15 protein-coding genes are annotated in these 17,700 nt (G+C 62.8%); 2 read left to right on the forward strand and 13 right to left on the reverse strand.

The annotated features are described in order from the left end of the window. Positions 1-151: 151 nt before the first annotated feature. The 8 genes from V6L75_RS16310 to V6L75_RS16345 form a co-directional block, all read right to left on the reverse strand. Positions 152-805: a 3-oxoacid CoA-transferase subunit B gene (locus tag V6L75_RS16310; protein WP_122520290.1), complete on the reverse strand. Its 654-nt coding sequence runs from the start codon at positions 803-805 to the stop codon at positions 152-154. Positions 806-816: 11 nt separating this feature from the next. Continuing rightward, on the reverse strand, positions 817-1,470 hold the full coding sequence (locus tag V6L75_RS16315) for a CoA transferase subunit A (RefSeq protein ID WP_334252545.1): 654 nt from the start codon (positions 1,468-1,470) through the stop codon (positions 817-819). Positions 1,471-1,559: 89 nt separating this feature from the next. Beyond that, positions 1,560-3,998, reverse strand: coding sequence for a DUF3141 domain-containing protein (locus V6L75_RS16320; protein WP_334252546.1), 2,439 nt, complete (start codon positions 3,996-3,998; stop codon positions 1,560-1,562). A 12-nt stretch (positions 3,999-4,010) separates the two neighbouring features. Continuing rightward, positions 4,011-4,775 carry an enoyl-ACP reductase FabI gene (gene fabI, locus V6L75_RS16325; protein WP_334252547.1) on the reverse strand — a complete coding sequence of 255 codons (765 nt, stop codon included), beginning with the start codon at positions 4,773-4,775 and terminating at the stop codon, positions 4,011-4,013. A gap of 532 nt (positions 4,776-5,307) precedes the next feature. Beyond that, positions 5,308-6,282, reverse strand: coding sequence for a TerC family protein (locus tag V6L75_RS16330; RefSeq protein WP_334252548.1), 975 nt, complete (start codon positions 6,280-6,282; stop codon positions 5,308-5,310). A 231-nt stretch (positions 6,283-6,513) separates the two neighbouring features. Beyond that, positions 6,514-8,451: an adenylate/guanylate cyclase domain-containing protein gene (locus V6L75_RS16335; protein WP_334252549.1), complete on the reverse strand. Its 1,938-nt coding sequence runs from the start codon at positions 8,449-8,451 to the stop codon at positions 6,514-6,516. Between the two features lie 24 nt (positions 8,452-8,475). Further along, positions 8,476-9,207 carry a hypothetical protein gene (locus tag V6L75_RS16340; RefSeq protein WP_334252550.1) on the reverse strand — a complete coding sequence of 244 codons (732 nt, stop codon included), beginning with the start codon at positions 9,205-9,207 and terminating at the stop codon, positions 8,476-8,478. A gap of 296 nt (positions 9,208-9,503) precedes the next feature. After that, positions 9,504-9,935 carry an SH3 domain-containing protein gene (locus V6L75_RS16345; protein WP_334252551.1) on the reverse strand — a complete coding sequence of 144 codons (432 nt, stop codon included), beginning with the start codon at positions 9,933-9,935 and terminating at the stop codon, positions 9,504-9,506. Positions 9,936-10,132: 197 nt separating this feature from the next. Here V6L75_RS16345 and rarD point away from each other — a divergent pair, with 197 nt between their 5' ends. Beyond that, positions 10,133-11,044 carry an EamA family transporter RarD gene (gene rarD, locus V6L75_RS16350; protein ID WP_334252552.1) on the forward strand — a complete coding sequence of 304 codons (912 nt, stop codon included), beginning with the start codon at positions 10,133-10,135 and terminating at the stop codon, positions 11,042-11,044. A 27-nt stretch (positions 11,045-11,071) separates the two neighbouring features. Continuing rightward, complete coding sequence (locus V6L75_RS16355) at positions 11,072-11,401, forward strand: DHCW motif cupin fold protein (RefSeq protein WP_334252553.1); 330 nt, start codon at positions 11,072-11,074, stop codon at positions 11,399-11,401. A 57-nt stretch (positions 11,402-11,458) separates the two neighbouring features. On the opposite strand, the gene V6L75_RS16360 is transcribed toward V6L75_RS16355, so the two are convergent. Genes V6L75_RS16360 through V6L75_RS16380 form a run of 5 tightly spaced genes read right to left on the reverse strand, consistent with a single transcriptional unit; the run spans position 11,459 to position 17,661 of the window. Further along, the gene (locus tag V6L75_RS16360) at positions 11,459-13,282 is read right to left on the reverse strand and encodes an ABC transporter ATP-binding protein (RefSeq protein WP_334252554.1); all 1,824 of its coding nucleotides are present in this window, start codon (positions 13,280-13,282) and stop codon (positions 11,459-11,461) included. Then, the gene (locus V6L75_RS16365; protein WP_334252555.1) at positions 13,279-14,037 is read right to left on the reverse strand and encodes a DUF1028 domain-containing protein; all 759 of its coding nucleotides are present in this window, start codon (positions 14,035-14,037) and stop codon (positions 13,279-13,281) included. Before V6L75_RS16365 ends, V6L75_RS16360 begins: the two co-directional genes overlap by 4 nt. Positions 14,038-14,040: 3 nt before the next feature. Further along, positions 14,041-15,825 (reverse strand): gamma-glutamyltransferase family protein, encoded by a 1,785-nt coding sequence (locus V6L75_RS16370; protein WP_334252556.1) that lies wholly within the window; start codon positions 15,823-15,825, stop codon positions 14,041-14,043. A gap of 22 nt (positions 15,826-15,847) precedes the next feature. Then, positions 15,848-16,717 (reverse strand): ABC transporter permease, encoded by an 870-nt coding sequence (locus V6L75_RS16375; protein ID WP_334252557.1) that lies wholly within the window; start codon positions 16,715-16,717, stop codon positions 15,848-15,850. Then, positions 16,714-17,661, reverse strand: coding sequence for an ABC transporter permease (locus V6L75_RS16380; RefSeq protein ID WP_334252558.1), 948 nt, complete (start codon positions 17,659-17,661; stop codon positions 16,714-16,716). The genes V6L75_RS16375 and V6L75_RS16380 overlap by 4 nt, the downstream gene beginning before the upstream one ends. Positions 17,662-17,700 lie beyond the last annotated feature (39 nt).

Below are 17,700 nucleotides of genomic sequence, written 5' to 3' on the forward strand. Positions count from 1 at the left end.
CATTGTCATCTTCCGGTGAGCTCGGGAAAGGCATCTGCAAGCACAGACGCCGCTCCTGACCCTCTTGTGGCCTCTGCTGTCACGGCTTCCAAAGCAATATAGCTTCTGCCTGCAAAAACCTGAGATCGCAGAGAAAACCGAACCTGCCGCCTCAGGCCAGGATCATTTCCGGCACATGATCCGGAATGACAAGCCTCGCGGCTGTGGCGGCAACAATCGCTTCGACACTGACGCCCGGCGCCCTTTCGCGCAGGAAAAGGCCTTCATTCATCGGCTCGATCACCGCCAGATCCGTCACCACCAGATCGACACGGCGCAACGCCGTCAGCGGCAGGGTGAGCTCAGGCACGATCTTCGATTCCCCGCGGGCCGCATGCTGCATGGCAACGACGACACGCGCCGCACCCGTCACCAGATCCATGGCGCCGCCCATGCCCGGCACCATCTTGCCCGGCACCTTCCAGTTGGCCAGATGCCCGGCCTCATCGACCTGCAGCCCGCCCAGAACCGTCATGTCCAGATGCCCGCCCCGGATCAGCCCGAAGCTCATGGCGCTGTCGATGCTGGCCGCTCCCGGCACAGCCGTGACAAAGCCGCCGCCCGCATCCGTCAGATGCCGGTCTTCCATGCCCTCCGGCGGACGGGCGCCAAGGCCGATCACACCGTTTTCCGCCTGGAAGAACACACCGGCAGACGCCGGCACGAAATTCGCCACCATCGACGGCAGGCCGATGCCGAGGTTCACCAGCGATCCAGGCCGGATTTCCCGCGCAACACGGCGGGCGATGAGTTCCTTGCTGTCCATGCTGGCCTCCCTCACGCTGCCCGGACCAGAAGATGGTCGACAAGCACACCCGGCGTCTTCACTCCATCCGGCGGAATCACGCCAACGGGCACAATACTCTCGGCCTCGGCAATAACCGTCTTTCCGGCCAGTGCCATCACTGGATTGAAGTTCTGCGCCGTCAGCAGATAGCTGAGATTGCCGGCGTAATCGGCCTGCCAGGCGCCGATCAGGGAGAAATCCGCCTTGAGCGGGGTCTCCACCAGATAGCGATTCCCTTCAACCTCGATCACCTGCTTGCCGTCTTCGACCTCGGTCGCAAGGCCCGTGGGCGTCAGCACGCCGCCAAGCCCCATCCCGCCGGCGCGGATGCGCTCCACCAGCGTGCCCTGCGGCACCAGCTCGCAATCGATCTCGCCCGCGATCATTCGCGCCTGCGTTTCGGGGTTGAGGCCGATGTGGCTGACGATCAGGCGGGAGACAAGACCGGCAGAGATCAGCTTGCCGATCCCCTTGCCCGGCATGGCCGTGTCATTGGCGATCACCGTCAGACCGCCTGCCCCGCGCGCCACCATGGCGTCAATCAGGCGTTCCGGGCTGCCAACGGCCATGAAACCGCCGATCATCACGCTCGCCCCTTCCGGGATCAGCGCCGCTGCTGCGTCAGGGCTGAGTGCACCCTTCATGCCGTATCCTCCGATGGCCCGCCGAATTCTTCAATCTGACAGGCCCTTGTAGCTCATCTCATACCAGTTCCCGCAGACAGGGCTCATGCCTAATGCGGCAGGTTGCCTGCAGCCTGCTCGCCTGCGCCTTCGCTGGAGATCACAGCCAGCGGATCTTCGGCTACATCGCCGGCCACCGGCGCCAGCTGCAGCACCTGGCGGAACCGCTGCAACAGGGCGAGAGTGCGCGGCGACATTTCCTCGATGGCGCCGGGGATATATTGCACCACCTTGAGCGCCAGCTCGCGCTCTGCCGGGTCACGCAGCAACAAAGGCAGCGTCTCGATGGCCCGTTCGGTCTCGTAGGTGGCGATCAGGGTCTGCTGATGGATGATCATCGCCCGGTGTTCAGCCCCAAGCGAGCGGAAGGGCTCGTCCTTGGTCAGCACATGGGCCGAACGCTCCAGCCGGTCGCGGCGGACCTCTCCCCGGTTCTCGGCCAACAGCACCAGCATGCGGATCACCGCCTCTGGGAAACCGCCCTGCTCGATCTGCATCAGCGCATTGGCGACCTCCGGCAGGCCGCGCAACTCGCCCAGGCTCTTCAGCGTGCGGCGGGTTTCATGCGTGCGGCCAAAGGCGCGGGCCCAGGGGGTGCCCCACATGGAATGGAACGTCAGCTCATAGGCCATGTCGCGGGTGTCACGCCAAAAATCGATGGCCTGCTCGGTGGCCTGCACCCAGAGGGCTTCAGCGGCGAGGAAAGGATTGCCGGGAGCTGCCTTGTTGCGCTCCGCCTGCACCTTTACGGCAAGGGTTTCGACCGGCCGCATGAGGGGATTGCGGCTGGAGGCCAATGCCCGGGTGAGGCGCATGGGATGGAGCGCCCGGCTCATTTCGGCTGCCGTGCCGGAAACCATCTGCCGGACCACCGGCCGCACCGCCATGTCATAGGCCTGCGCCTGCATTTCGGCGGCGCGGGCAACGGCGGCGAAGGGGCGCTCGTCGGCCACGGTGTCGTCCAGCGCCCGGATGTCATCGAAACTGCGCTCGGCAAAGCCGACGGTAAAGTGCTTCCGGCCGTCCTTTTCCGTCACATCCTCGATGCGCATTTCATAAAGGCCCGGCGCCAGCGCCTCGATGGTCTTGAGTGTTGAGGCGACTTCGGAGTGTTCCTTCCGCGCGATCTGCGAGGACACGAAAATGCCCAGGTGCCCGACCTGATCATGCACCATATAGACAATGCGCTGCCCACGGATGCGGATCTCGTTCACATCCGCATAGGTCTCGATGATCCAGTTCAGCGCCTGTTGCGGCGGCGTGATGTTGTCGCCGTGGCTGGCAAAGACGATGATGGGTGCCCGGATCTGCTTCAGATCCACCGGGCGGCCCGGCTCGATACGGGCCTCGTTCTTGACGAGGCGGTTGCCGACGAACAGCTGCTCGACGATCCAGCGGATTTCCGGCTCGGTCATCAGGAAGAAGCCGCCCCACCATTTCTCGAACTCGAGGAAGGCCTTGTCGCCCTTGTCGATGTCGCGGAACAGGTCCGTGTATTTGCGGAACAGGGTACGCCCTGGATTGAGCATTTCGAAATTCTGCACCAGATGCGCGCCGTCAAAGATGCCGCCGCCCAGATCCGACAGGAACATGGGCACCCAGGTGCCGCCCAGCACGCCGGCATTGTAGCGCATGGGGTTCTCGCCCACCTTGCCCGCCCAGGCAGCGACCGGCGCGCCATTGATGACGACAGGGCCGGTCAGATCCGGGTTGGTGGCCGCCAGCAGCAGCACCGCCCAGCCGCCCTGACAGTTGCCTGTCACCACCGGGCGCGAGGCCTTCGGATGACGGCGCATCACCTCACGAACAAACTCCGCTTCCGCCCGGATGACATAGGACAGATACTGTCCCGGCTCCGGCATGTGCCGGAACGCAACGAAATAGACCGGATGGCCTTCACGCAAGGCAACTCCGACCTGGCTGTCGGCCTTGAAGCCGCCGATGCCAGGACCATGGCCTGCACGCGGATCTATGATGATGTAGGGGCGGCGCTTCTCGTTCACCGTCACGCCTTCCGGCGGCACGATGCGCAGCAGCATGTAGTTGGACGGATAAGGCAGATCCTTGCCGTCCATGACGACTTCGTAGTCATACATCAGCACGGGCGGGCAGCCGGCCGCTTCATGCTCCAGAAAGATATCGCCGCGCTTGCGCAGCGTGTCGGCCGTCAGCACCATGCGTTCCAGCGCGTCACGGGCATATTCGGCAAGGTCACGGGCAAGAGCGCCCTCCCTCTGGCGCAGCAGCAGGCCGTCAACCAGCGCATGAGCAGCGGCCACCGTCTCCTTGCCGCGCTGCGAATGCACCTCGGAAATCCTGCGGGAGTGCAGCGCCACGGCCGTATTGAGGATATCCACCGTGGCCGATGCGGCGCCGATCTCGGTTTCACTTGAGGCGAGCGCCCCCTGAAGCGCCGCCATCACATCACCCTCGGCACGCGGGACCTGCGGCTGGAGGAAAGGATCAAACAGATCAAACACATTGGCCATGATGGCATCTCCTCAAGCGGTAATCGAAAAACCGCCGTCGATGTCATGGACACCACCGGTCAGGTTGCGGGCTGCGGGGGAAGCGAGGAAGGCGGCCATGGCCCCCACATCCTCAATGGTGGCAAGCTGATGTGTGGGCGCCCGCTCGGAGGCAAGGCTCAAAAGCTCGTCGAAGTGTCCGATGCCGCTGGCCGCACGGGTCTTCAGGGGGCCGGGCGAGAGTGCATGCACGCGAATGCCCTGCGGACCAAGTTCGGCAGCGGCATAGCGCACCGCGCTTTCCAGCGCGGCCTTCACCGGCCCCATCATGTTGTAATGGCGCACGACGCGGGACGAACCAAAGAAGCTGACGGAAAGGCAGCAGCCGCCCTCCGGCATCAGAGGCTCCGCCAGCCGGATCATCCGCAGGAAGGAGTGGACCGACACGTCCATGGCCAGCGAGAACCCATCGGACGAGCAGTCGATGACCCGGCCATGCAGATCCTCGCGCGGGGCAAAGGCGATGGAATGGACAAGCGTGTCCAGCCGCCCCCAGCGCTCGGTTATGTCCTGAAACAGGCGCTCAAGCTGTCCGGGCTGGGCGACGTCGAGCGGCGCAACGATTTCCGCCTCCAGTTCTTCGGCCAGCGGGCGCACATAGGGCTCCGCCTTGCTGTTCAGCCAGGTGACCGCCAGATCGGCGCCTTGTGTCCTCAGCGCCTTGGCGCATCCGTAGGCAATGGAGTTTTCATTCGCAATTCCAACGACAAGTGCCTTGTGACCTTGCAGCGAAAACACATTTCACCTCCACGTAGCCTGCGCATGCATCCTGCACCCCGATTGTTGCGGTGGCTTGGCACTTCCATGACAGTTTGCCACGGAGGTGCCGCCAGCCGGCGGGATGATGCGGCAAGGCAGAATTCGGGTTCGCGATCAGGCCGTGCGCGATGGCTTGCACAGGCCTGCACTGGGGCAAGCTGGTCAGGGAAAGTCCGGCTCTGTGCCTCTGTCCATCTGCGCCCTTGCCGTTGGGAGGACGGAAGGATGCACAAACTGGCCAGGGCTTACAGGCCCGCAGAAGTCAGCACGAAAGCCGCAAGGCGGTCAAACTGGTAGTAATCCTCATGCATCTCCCCTGCCTCGCAGCATGAATTTGGTGCGAGAACCAGAGCCCTGCTGATCGCCGGAATCACGAAGGGGGCGGGGCGAATGGCCCCGCCCCCTTGTGGTCATGGGAGCGGCGGTTCCTGCGGAAGAACCTCTGTCTTGTCAGGCCTTTGCCTCACGTGCCGCAGCCCGGGCTTGGCACGCTCAGGAGGTGCCGCAGATCTCAGCGGCTCTCTGCGCTGGCCGTCTTCCAGAGCGAGAAAAAGGTCCCTGCGCCCAGGATCGCGAAGGTGATGCCAAGCGACCATTCCGGCGGGAACTTCTGCCAGCCCATGAACTCGGCAATGAAGATCTTCGAGCCGATGAAGACCAGCAGCAGAGACAGCGCATATTTGAGATAGGCGAACCGGTGCAGGATGGCAGCCAGAGCAAAATAGAGCGCGCGCAGGCCGAGGATTGCGAAGATGTTGGAAGTGTAGACCACGTAAGGATCGGTCGTGATGGTGAAAACGGCCGGAACCGAGTCCACTGCAAACACCACATCGGCAATCTCGATGACGATCAGCGCCAGCAGGAGCGGCGTGACGAAACGCTTCAAGCGGCCTGTCTCCGGATCCTTCTGCTTCACGATGAAACTGTGACCGTGGATTTCATCCGTCACCGGCAGCCGCCGCTTCAGAAAGCGGATCAGTGCGTTCTCCTCGATCTTGTGTTCCTCGTCACCGGCAAACAGCATCTTGATTCCGGTGAAGATCAGAAAGGCGGCGAAGAGATACAGGACCCAGTGATATTGCTCGACGATGGTGGCGCCGAGGCCGATCATGATGCCGCGCAGCAGGATCACGCCCAGAATACCCCAGAACAGGACCCGGTGCTGATACTGGCGCGGGATGGCGAAGAAGCTGAAAATGAGCGCGATGACGAAGATGTTGTCCATCGCCAGCGTCTTCTCAACAACGAATGCGGTCAGATACTGCGCGGTCGCCTCCCCGCCCATCTGCCACAAGATGAAGCCGGAGAAAGACAGGCCGAGAATGATGTACATGGCCGAAAGCTTCAGGCTTTCGGCAACCCCGATCTCGTGGTCGTCCTTGTGCAGGACGCCAAGGTCGAACACCAGCAGGGCAACGACAACGGACAGGAAGACGAGCCACATCCACAGCGGCTTGTCGAGAAACAGCAGAAACAGGATATCCAAGATTGGCCTCACTCGCGTGACGGCGCCGTGTCATGACACGTGATTGTCCGCGAGGCGGCAGTCCGGGCATGGCATCAAGCGCACTTGATGCGGTCCGACATCACGAGGCGCCTGCTCTTGGAGTTCAGTGCGCATCGCCAGAGGGGCCCGGCCCGCTGCGCGATAGATAACAGGGAATTGACGAAATGCAAGCTGCCTCAGCCAGATTGGCGGCTAGGCTTCTTGGCCGTCTCAGCTGGCTGCACTGCGAATGCCGGCATCAGGCAGTTCCGGATCTTCATCGCTCAGAAGCAGGCGCGGACCGCTCTCCTCCATGAAGAGCGCCGCATTATCAAGGGTCAGCACTTCCGTCTCGACAGAGAGGCCGCGCAAGATGCCTTTCCACAGCGGCAGAAGGACAGGCGCCTGAAGGCCTTCCGCCACCGAACCGCTGAAGGCAAGGCGCACGGCGGCTTCCTTGGCGATGGTCTCGATGCGGCTGGCAGTGTTGACGGTGGTGCCCATGACAGTGAAGGAGCGGCGTGTCTCACCGCCGATATCGCCCACAAGCGCAGGGCCTGCGTTGATTGCGATGCGCAGGTCCAGCCCAGGCTGACCGGTGCGGCGGCGCAGTTCTGGCAGCATGGCGATGACGGCGAGGGCACAGTCGACAGCTTGCTGTTCGGGTGCCTCCACATCGTTCGGCGCGTTCCAGATCGCCATCACCGCGTCACCGATATATTTGTCGATGTATCCTTCAAAGCGGGTGATTTCGCCGCCGATAGCCTCGAAACAGGTGTTGACCACCTTCACCACCTCGCGGTCCGGAAGCTGCTCCGACATACGGGTGAAGCCAACGATGTCGATGAAGGCAACAACGACGCGGCGGGTTTCGCCGCCCAGATCCGACAGACGCTCCTGCTCGGCCATGGTCTTGATCACCTGCGGTGACAGATAGTGACCAAATAGGCGTACCAGTTCACGCTCCCTGCGTTTGAGCACTGCAACTTGCGCCACGCCGGCCACCATCAGCGCAATAAAGCCTGCAAAGGGTGCCGCGCCGGCGGGCAGGATACCGCCGCCCATCAGGGCCGCAAAGGCAATGGCAACGCCGCCGCCAACAAGACCCGCCGCCACAAAAGGCAGGCTTGGCAGCGGCAGGTTCAGCCCCGCGAGCGCACCGGCGATGGCAAAGGCGATGATCAGCGCGGTCACCGCTGCGAAAGGCGCATCTGTGGCAAAGCGGCCGGTCAGTGGCGCGCCGATCAGGTCGGCCAGAATGAAGACGCCTGAGGTCGCGGTTCTCACTGGCGGACGGCCCATGGCGCCCTCGATCGCACCCGGGACGCCTTCCCGTGGCAAATAACGGTCGAGATAGAGGTGCTCGTCTTCATTCGGCAAGGTGCTGCCAAAGAGAATGGCGCGGCCATCGGCAAACGCATGCAGCTTCGCCCTGCCCTCTTCGCTATCCATCATGTCGAGCACATCGACCAGCGAAAGATAGGGCACGGTTGCAGCAAGCCGGGCCCCAGGCAGAGGCATATAGGATTCTCTGATATCTGCGCCCATCAGCGAAAGCATGGCGTCCACAAAGGCAGGCGACTTGTCCATCGGCACCGCCGGTCTGTGGCGGCGCACCACACCATCATTGCTGGTGAAGATCTCGGTGGAGCGCACCCCTTCACTGCCGGCCGTGGCCGAAATGGAACGGTGCGGAACACCGGTTGATGTACGCGCAACAACCACACGGCCCCGGTTCTTGTACAGGAACTGCAGGAACTGACGGTCATAGCCGCGCAGCCGCGCCTCACCTGTCTGCGGGTCGGCAAACGAATCCGCACTGAAGGCAAAGACGAAGTCGAGGCCGATGGCCTTTGCCCCGGCGTCGAACAATCCAGAGCCCGCCTCGGCGAAGGCCTGGGACATAAAGACACGAGGGATCGCCTCAAGGCGTTTGGAGGTCAGAGACGCCTGATCGAGGCCAACGACAGCCACCGGGAACCGGTCCTGCGGCAGGGGCTCGACGGCCGCACGCAGTTGCAGCAGCCGGTCCGTCATCCAGCCTTCCCAGATCGCATGAATCGAGGCAAAGCCGGACGCAATACCAAGCGCGGCCGCGATGAGCACCATCGCGGCCTTAAGCTTGAAACGTTCTGTTGCGGCGGTTTGTGCCCGCCCGGACCCGGTCATTTAACGAGGATCATCCGGCTCAGTTCATTTCACCACGACAACAGCAGTATCGCGGCCAACCCCCGACGGGTCGAGGGTAAACTGACGCACTTCGGCATCCCCTGCGCCTTCCTTAGGCTTGAACATCAACTCCACCGGCACAGAATTGCGCACAGTGCCGCCTGCCATGGCTGCAGCCGCATCTTCCGGCGTCGTCAGCGGCATTTCCGACAAGGCAGTGTCGTCGAGCTTGTATTCCTTCGGCTCACCGCCATCGACGGAGATCATCACGCTGTCATAACGCTCCTTGAGGTCATCGCCAAAGCGCAGCATCAGGGATGCTGCCACCTTGTTTTCCGGGCGCACGCTGCGCAGGGTCGTGGCAAGGCCCTTGCTGTTGTCAGGGCTTGCATTGGTGGTCTGCTGCTGCAGGCAGTTGCCCGGACGCAGTTCCGTTTCCTCGCCTTCCGTCACTTCAAGGCCCGTGCTGACAGCCGTCACCGTGCCGCCCGTTACCCGCACTTCGCGGCAGGCGGTATAGTCCAGCAGATCGACATAGCCCTCGCTGCCCAGCGCCACGGCGTCGCCTGGGAAAAGTTCGGTAAAGGCGGAAGCCTCGACACCTTCCGAACGGTCCAGCACCATGGCGACCGGATCTGCGGCGAAGGCAGAAACACTGCCGAGAAGGGAAAGCCCCAGACCCAGCACCAGCCCTCGCGCCGCGCTATGCGGCGCAATCGGGCGGCAGTTTGAGGGGGCCTTTGTCTTGGTAGCCATTCCAATACTCCTCTTTCATCCTGTCCCCGGCCCTTCAAAAGGCACCGGCGGCAGGGATGATGAATCTCTGTTTGCAGATACAGGGTTTAAAGAAGAATGCGTCCGGAACTGTGGCAGAAATCACAGGATCTGTGGTTTCTTTAAGATGTTTTGGAGTGCCTGCTGCCTCAACTCTTACTTGGGCGCCTCGCCCGCGGCGGCCTTCACAGGATTGAGGATATAGAAAGAACCCGCAGCGCGAATGCGCCGCGAGCACCGCCAGTTTCACTCACGTTTCGAACATGCGCTATAGGCGCTTACCAGGACCGTTCCCAATTGTAATCACGCCTGCGCTCATAATCCCTGTACCGGTCGCGATGATGATAGGGGGGACGGTAGACGGGCGGAGGGCCCGGCCGGTAATAGGGCGGCGGTGCCGGGCGGTAGTAAGGAGGCGGCACCACGACAACAGGCGGAGGCACCGGCTGATAGTAGCCACCGCCGCCAGCAGGCGCCAAATAGCGCGCGCTCACAAACCCCCGGTAACCGGCGAAAAACACCTGGCACCAGCGGCTGCAGGCCCCCGCCTCAACCACTGCGCCGCGCGGGATGACCAGAAGCGGCGCATAGCCGGTGCCTGGCCCGGAACGCATGTTGATGTCCGCCGTTGCCTGAGCCGTCCACGCGTTGGCAGCGCCAGCGCCGAGCAGCCCAACGGCAAGGGCGAGAGAAAAAGCAATCTTACGCATCCCCGAAACCTCTCGAACCCCGAATGGCCCACACCAGATCCTACTACACAAGGCTTGAGCAGAACATGCCAATCCCGGCGGCAAGATGGCAGCCACCAGCGGTATGAACAAGACTGATGCTTGCAGCATAGGAATGAATTGGAACCGGAGATGGTTCCGGCCTATGGAAGAGGCCCAACAAGACAAGGTCAGGCCTCATGGCGATGGATACGCCCCCCGTTCCGCAGCAGACCGGCGACACCCCAAAGGGTTTTGCCTATGCCCTCACCGCTTACGGCCTGTGGGGCCTGCTGCCGATCTATCTGAAGGCCCTTGGACATATCTCGCCTTTTGAGGTGCTGGCCCACCGGGCTGCCTGGTCCGTACCCTGCGCAGCGCTGATCCTGCTGGCGACACGCCGCATCGGAGATCTGAAAGTTGCCGTCCGCTCACCCCGCACCATGGGCATGGCTGCGCTTACCGCCAGCCTCATCACCATCAACTGGTGCACCTATGTCTATGCGGTCGGCTCGGGGCAGGCCATCGAGGGTGCCCTCGGCTATTTCATCAATCCGCTTTTCAGCATCCTCATGGGTGCAATCGTCCTCAAGGAAAAGCTGTCGCGCACGCAGGTGGCCGCCATCGGGCTTGTTGTGGTGGCCGTCGGCATCCTGACGTGGGATGCAGGACGCCTGCCGTGGATTTCGCTGACGCTGACCGTCAGCTGGGGTTTCTATGCCTTCCTGCGCAAGACGCTGCCGGTGGGGCCCAATCAGGGTTTCTTCCTGGAGGTCGCGCTGCTGAGCATCCCCGCCGTCCCCTTCATCCTGTGGCTGGAAAGCTCCGGCACCGGTCACTTCACCCATGGCACCCGTATGGACACCTGGCTTCTCGCCTCGGCCGGGGTTGCCACCGCCATTCCGCTGATGATCTACGCAAACGCTGCAAAGCTCCTGCGGCTCTCCACCATCGCCGTGATGCAATACATCACGCCGACAATCATCTTCCTCATCGCGGTCTTCGTGTTCCGCGAGCCGATGAACCCGGTGAAGCTCTCCGCCTTCGTGCTGATCTGGTCGGCGCTGGCGCTTTACAGCTATTCGATGCTGCGTGCCTACCGGGCACGCTGAGATGCCTATCATAACAAGGACTGCACCATGCAGATGAGTGATATCCCCTTCGGCACCACGGACTGGGACACCGTTGAGAAGACGGAGCACAAGGGAGAAACCGGCGCCGCTTTCTGGCGCACACGTCACTTCGGCAGCATCCGGGTGCGCATGGTGGAATACACACCCGGCTATCTCGCCGACCACTGGTGCAGCAAGGGCCATATCCTCCTGTGCCTTGAGGGCGAGCTGCTGACCGAACTGGAGGATGGCCGCACCTTCCTGCTCAAGCCGGGCATGAGCTATCAGGTGGCAGACAACGCCGAGCCGCACCGCTCCTCCACCCGTACAGGGGCGAAACTCTTCATTGTAGACTGATGCTGGCGGCGCTTGAGCAGCTTCAAGAATTGATGCGTCAACTCAAGCGCCCCAGTATCAAGCCACCTGCACGAGATGCCCTTGCGAAACCTCCCGGTACTCCCGCACCGGAGGCTGATAGCCATTAGGGCGCACCGGGCTCCGCAGCTCATCAGCGGCAATGCCGCGGCGAAGGCCCCGGCGGGCTGGGTCAGGCACCGGCACCGCTGCCATCAGCTTCTTTGTGTAGGGATGCTGCGGGTCTCCGAAGACGGCAGCGCGCGGGCCGATCTCGACGATCTCGCCGAGATACATCACGGCCACCCGGTGGCTGACACGCTCCACGACGGCCATGTCGTGGCTGATGAAGAGAAAGGCCAGATCCAGGCTTTCCTGAAGGTCCATCAGCAGATTGCAGACCTGCGCCTTGATTGACACATCGAGAGCCGACACGCTTTCGTCCGCAACGATCACCTTCGGGTCCAGTGACAGCGCCCGCGCGATGGCAATGCGCTGGCGCTGGCCACCCGAGAACTCATGCGGATAGCGGTTCTTCATGGATGCCGAAAGCCCCACCCGCTCCAGCAGATAGTCCGTCTTTTCAGCCGCTTCCCGGACGCCGCCAAGCTTGTGCTTGAGGAAAGGCTCCGCAACAGCCTGGCCAACGGTCATACGGGGATTGAGGCTGGAGAACGGATCCTGAAAGATCATCTGCACGCTCTTGCGCATCCGCTGCAGTTCCGCGGCCCCCAGTTCCCGGACGTTAAAGCCATCGAGCTGGATCTCTCCGGACGACGGTTCGATCAGCCGCATGACCGAACGGCCTGTGGTGGACTTGCCGCAGCCTGACTCACCGACAAGGGCAAGCGTCTCCCCCTGCCGCAGATCAAAGGAAATATTCTCCACCGCATGCACAGCGCCGGTCTGCCGGTTGAAGAGACCGGAGCGCACCGGAAAGCGGGTGACGAGGTTTCTCACCTGCAGCACGGGCTGGCTGTGCACGGGAAGCGCCGCCGGAGCAGGAGGTGCTGTGATGACACCGGTGGCCGTATCCACGACCGGAAACCGCAAGGGCGCTGCCTCGCCTTCCATGGAACCGAGCCTCGGCACGGCGGACAGAAGCGCACGGGTGTAAGGATGCTGGCCGCGATGGAAGATATCCGCAGTCGGACCGGTCTCCACCGCATCGCCCCGGAACATCACCACGGTGCGGTCGGCAATCTCGGCCACCACACCCATGTCATGGGTGATGAAGAGAACGGCCATGCCCTCCTCGTCCTGCAGTTCCTTGATCAGATCGAGGATCTGCCCCTGGATCGTCACGTCGAGCGCAGTCGTCGGCTCATCGGCGATCAGCAGTTTCGGACGGGAGGCAAGCGCCATGGCGATCATTACACGCTGGCGCATGCCCCCGGAAAACTGGTGCGGGTACTCCTCGAAACGGGCGGCGGCATTTGGAATGCGCACACGCTCCAGCATGCGGATTGTTTCGGCACGGGCGGCGGACTTGGTCATCCCCTTGTGCCGCGTCAGCACCTCGGAAATCTGGCGGCCGATGGTGAAGATCGGATTGAGCGAGGTCATCGGCTCCTGAAAGATCATCGAGACCTCGTTGCCGCGCACGCCCCGCATCGCCTTCTCGGACAGGCCAAGAAGGTTGCGGCCATTCAGCACTACCTCACCTTCGATCCGGCTGGACTTCGGCGCCAGCAGCCGCATGACTGACAGGGAGGTGACGCTCTTGCCCGATCCGCTCTCCCCTACGATGGCCAGCGTCTCACCGGCGCGGACATCAAAGGACACATTGCGCACCACCGGCCTCCAGCCGCCATCCGTCCGGAAGGCGGTGGTCAGGTTGCGGACGGAGAGAACGGGCTGGCTGGTCAGGTCAGGATTTGTCATGACGGTGTCCACGGCGTCGCGAAAGAGGAAGAAGCACGTCCGGACGCCAGCCTCTCGGCTTCGAGGCGGGCGATTTTCCGGTCGATCTCGGTCCGGTCGGTAAGGCCATGCGGATTTTCCCGCGTCGGCATGGTTTCGGCCACATGCAGGTAACGCTCCTGCGCGACCCGGTAGAGCCGCCAGAGTTCCGGCAGCGGCTCAGCGTGGTCATCGGCGCGGATGTTGAGCCAGGCATGATCCTGGTCCCGGTAGATGACGAGAGCGGCAGACTGCCTGCCGCGCTTGTCGCCGCCCGCCGCTTCTCCCGCGTCCATCGCACCCAGAAGCCGCTCGGCAAAGGGAGCGGCTGACAGGTTCTTGTAGGCGGCAAGAGTCCGCTCGAGCACCTGCGGACCTGCAAGCATGTTGCCCGCCACGGATACATTGTCCTCGATGAGATGTCCGGCCCAGTCGACGCATTTCTTGCCGGTAAAGACCGCATTGCGGCCCTGAGCGTCGATCAGATGCATCTGGCGCTGTTCGGCGCCGTCATCGCGTTCCGTCAGAAACTCGATGATATCCTGCGGGCTCTTGCCTTCACCAAGCATCGCCAGACCATCGGTCCCGTAAAGCGGGCTGACGAAGGCCTGGGTCGCAACAGCCCCCACACCGCCGCGCATGTAGGGGACGGCGGAACCAACCGCGAAAAATCGGCTGGCAACGGCAATGCCGAGGTGGCCGGTCTCTGGATCACGGGCGACGATGGACCAGGTCATGGCTTAGCGCCCCACCGCATAGGCCTGCATCAAGCGCGGCGTTGCCGCCGCCCGCAGCAGGCCATCGGCATCGCGGCGCGCAGCCGTCAGCCGCCCCACGGACCAGCTATCGGCAACCGTCACCTGATGCCCGCGACGGCGCAGTTCTGCAATTGCCGCCTCGCCGAAGCTCTCCTCCACCATGATGTGGCCTGGCTCGGACGTGCGCGGATAGAAGGAACCCGGGAAGTGCGTGGAGTGGAACAGCGGCGCATCAATGGCCGCCTGCAGGTTCTTCGTGTGGTGGGCATAGCGCAGGAAGAACGGCAGCTGCCACTGGTCCTGCTGGTCGCCGCCGGGCGTTCCGAAGGCCAGGGCCGGCCGACCCTGATACAGTGCAATGGATGGCGTCAATGTAGTACGCGGGCGCTTACCGGGGGCAAGGGAGGTCGGCAGCCCTTCCTTCAGCCAGAACATCTGCGCGCGCGAGTTCAGCGCAAAACCGAGCCCCGGAACAACCGGCGAGGACTGCAGCCAGCCGCCGGAAGGCGTCGTGGCCACCATGTTGCCCCAGCGGTCGATCACGTCGATGTGGACCGTATCGCCCTTCTTCTCGGTCAGATGCGCCATGGTCGGCTCATAGACTGCGCCGCGGCCGGAGAACTCGGCCAGCATGGCCATGGTTGCATCGCGCTGCTGTTCGTAGCCGGGCACGGTTCCGGGGCGCAGGTCGAACGAGGCCTCAGGCCCGATCAGCTTGCGCCGCTCGCTGTTATAGCCCTCCGACAGCAGATGCCCGGTCGGGATTTCCCCGAATTTCGGATCGCCGTAATAGACCTCGCGGTCGGCATAGGCGAGCTTCATCGCCTCGACCACATGATGGACGAAGTCGGGACCAGCAGGGTCCATCGCGCCGATGTCAAAGCCCTTGAGCAGCGCCAGCGACTGCAGCAGCACCGGCCCCTGCCCCCAGGCCTTCGTCTTGGCCACGGTCCAGTCGTGATAATCAAAGGTCTGCGGTGCCTCGATGGTGGCGCTCCAGTTCGCCATGTCGTCAGCCGTCAGCACGCCCTTGTGCTTCTGGCCGCTTGCATCCATCACCTCAGCAGTCTTCAGGTAGTTGCCGATGGCCTCGGCGACGAAGCCCCGGTAGAAGGCATCGCGCGCGGCTTCCACCTGCTCTTCACGTCCGGTCTTTGCCTCCGCCTCGGCAATGATGCGTTTCCAGGTTTCCGCCAGAACCGGATTGCGGAAGTTGGCGTGCGGCTCGGGTGCCGCCCCGCCGGGCAGCCAGGTCTCGTATGAGGTCGGCCATTCCTTCTCGAAGAAGTCACCGAGCCCCTTGATCGTTGCCGACACGCGCGGCAGCATCGGATGGCCTTGCTCCGCGTAATAGATGGCAGGCTCCAGCACCTCGCGCAGGGACAAGGTGCCATAGTCGCGCAGCATCAGCATCCAGCCATCAAAGGCACCCGGAATGACAGTGGACAGCAGCCCGTCGCCGGGGATCAGCTTCAGCCCTTCGCTGGTGTAGTGCTCAATAGTGGCGCCTGCCGGGGCCGGCCCCTGCGCGCAGATCACTTCCACCTTGTCCGTCTTCCTGGAATAGATGACCGCAGGCATGTCGCCGCCGGGCCCGCACAGATGCGGCTCAACGATCTGCAGGACAAAGCCTGCCGCAACCGCCGCATCAAAGGCGTTGCCGCCCTTTTCCAGAATGCTCATGCCGACCGCAGAGGCGATCCAGTGGGTCGAGGTGACAACACCGAAGGTGCCGAGGATCTCCGGCCGTGTGGTGAACTCAGTCAATGTCTCTGCCTTTTTCTGCAAATCAGTGTTCGCGCGGGTCCAGCGCATCGCGCAGGCCGTCGCCCAGAAGGTTGAAGCCGATCACCACAAGGAAGATCGCAGCGCCCGGCCACATGGCCATCCAGGGCGCCTGTGAAAGGAAGTTCTTCGCCACATTCAGCATGGAGCCCCAACTGGCCGCCGGAGGCTGCTGCCCGAGGCCGAGGAACGAGAGGCTCGCCTCGGCAATGATGGCGGTGGCAACCGTCAGCGTCGCCTGAACGATGATCGGCGCGGTGACATTGGGCAGTATGTAGCGGAGCATGATGTCCATGTGGCCAAGGCCGACAGACCGGGCGCCTTCCACATAGTCTTCCTGCTTCACCGCCAGCACCTGTCCACGTGTCAGGCGGACGAAAATGGGCATGGCCGACAGACCAATCGCAATCATCGCATTGGTGAGGCTCGGGCTGAGGAAGGCCGCAAGTGCAATGGCCATGATCAGGAACGGCAGCGCCAGCAGCGCCTCGGTGACGCGCGAGATAACGAGATCCACCCAGCCGCCGAAATAGCCGGCCAGAATGCCGAGAGGCACCCCGATGCCGACGGCAATCAGCACCGAGAAGACGCCGGCCATCAGCGAGGCCCTTGCCCCCCAGATCATGCGCGACAGGATATCCCGGCCCAGATCATCCGTGCCAAGCCAATGGGCTGCCGATGGGGCCTTGCGGATCGCAGACCAGCTGGTGGCAACCGGGTCGGCAATGGGCAGCAGCGGCGCAAGGATGGCCAGTACGGAAAAGAAGGCGATGATGATGAGCCCGGCAAGCGCGCTTCGGCTGGAGCGCAGCTTCTTCCAGGAGCGGCTGCCTTCCGGCTTTGCCGCCACGGACACTTGTTCGATCGCGGTCATAGGCTCGCCCTCAGCCTTGGATTGAGAAGGACATAGAGAATGTCGGCAAGAAGGTTCATCAGAATGAAGCCAACCGCCGTGCACATGACGACGCCCTGCACCACCGCATAGTCACGGTTGAAGACGGCATCGACAATCAGCTTGCCAAAGCCCGGGATGGTGAAGATCTGCTCCGTCAGAACGGCTCCGGCGAGCAGCTCGCCAAACAGCAGCGCGCTCAGCGTGACGACAGGCAGCAGCGCATTGCGGAAGGAATGCGACAGCACGACCTCACGCGGTGAAAGCCCCTTGGCCCGCGCCGTGCGGATGTAGTCCTGAGACAGGACGCCCAGCATGGCCGAGCGGGTGTGGCGCATCAGCGTCGCCGCCAGAGCCGTCCCCAGCACGAAGGAGGGCATGATCATTGTCTGCAATGAGCGGACAGGGTCATTGAAAATCGACTCGAAACCGGAAGCCGGCAACCATCCGAGCTTCACCGACACCAGCAGGATCAGCATGATCCCAAGCCAGAAATTGGGCACCGACAAGCCCGAAAGAGCAATGATGCTAGCGATATAGTCGATGATCGTGTTCTTTTTCACCGCAGCCAGAATGCCCATCGGCACGCCGATCAGAAAGGCAAAGATCATAGACATGAAAGCGAGCTGAATGGTGACCGGCAGCTTCTGGGCGATGAGCTCGATCACGGGCTGGTTGGTGCGCAAGGAAATACCGAGATCTCCGGTCAGGGCATTGCCGAGCCAGGTCAGGTATTGCACCGGCAGCGGATCGTTCAGACGGTATTTCTCCCGCAGCATTTCCAGAACCGCAGGATCACGCTCCTCCCCGGCCATCACGAGGACAGGATCGCCCGGCAGAAGCTTCTGCAGCGAGAAGACAAAGATGGAGATGATCAGCAGGGTCGGAATGGCGACCAGCAGACGTTTCGCAATGTAGACAGGCATGGTTGCCATCCTTCACGGCGGGGGCGGGATGGGAAGCGC

The organism is Pannonibacter anstelovis, assembly GCF_036881715.1.
Taxonomy (GTDB): Bacteria; Pseudomonadota; Alphaproteobacteria; order Rhizobiales; family Stappiaceae; genus Pannonibacter; species Pannonibacter anstelovis.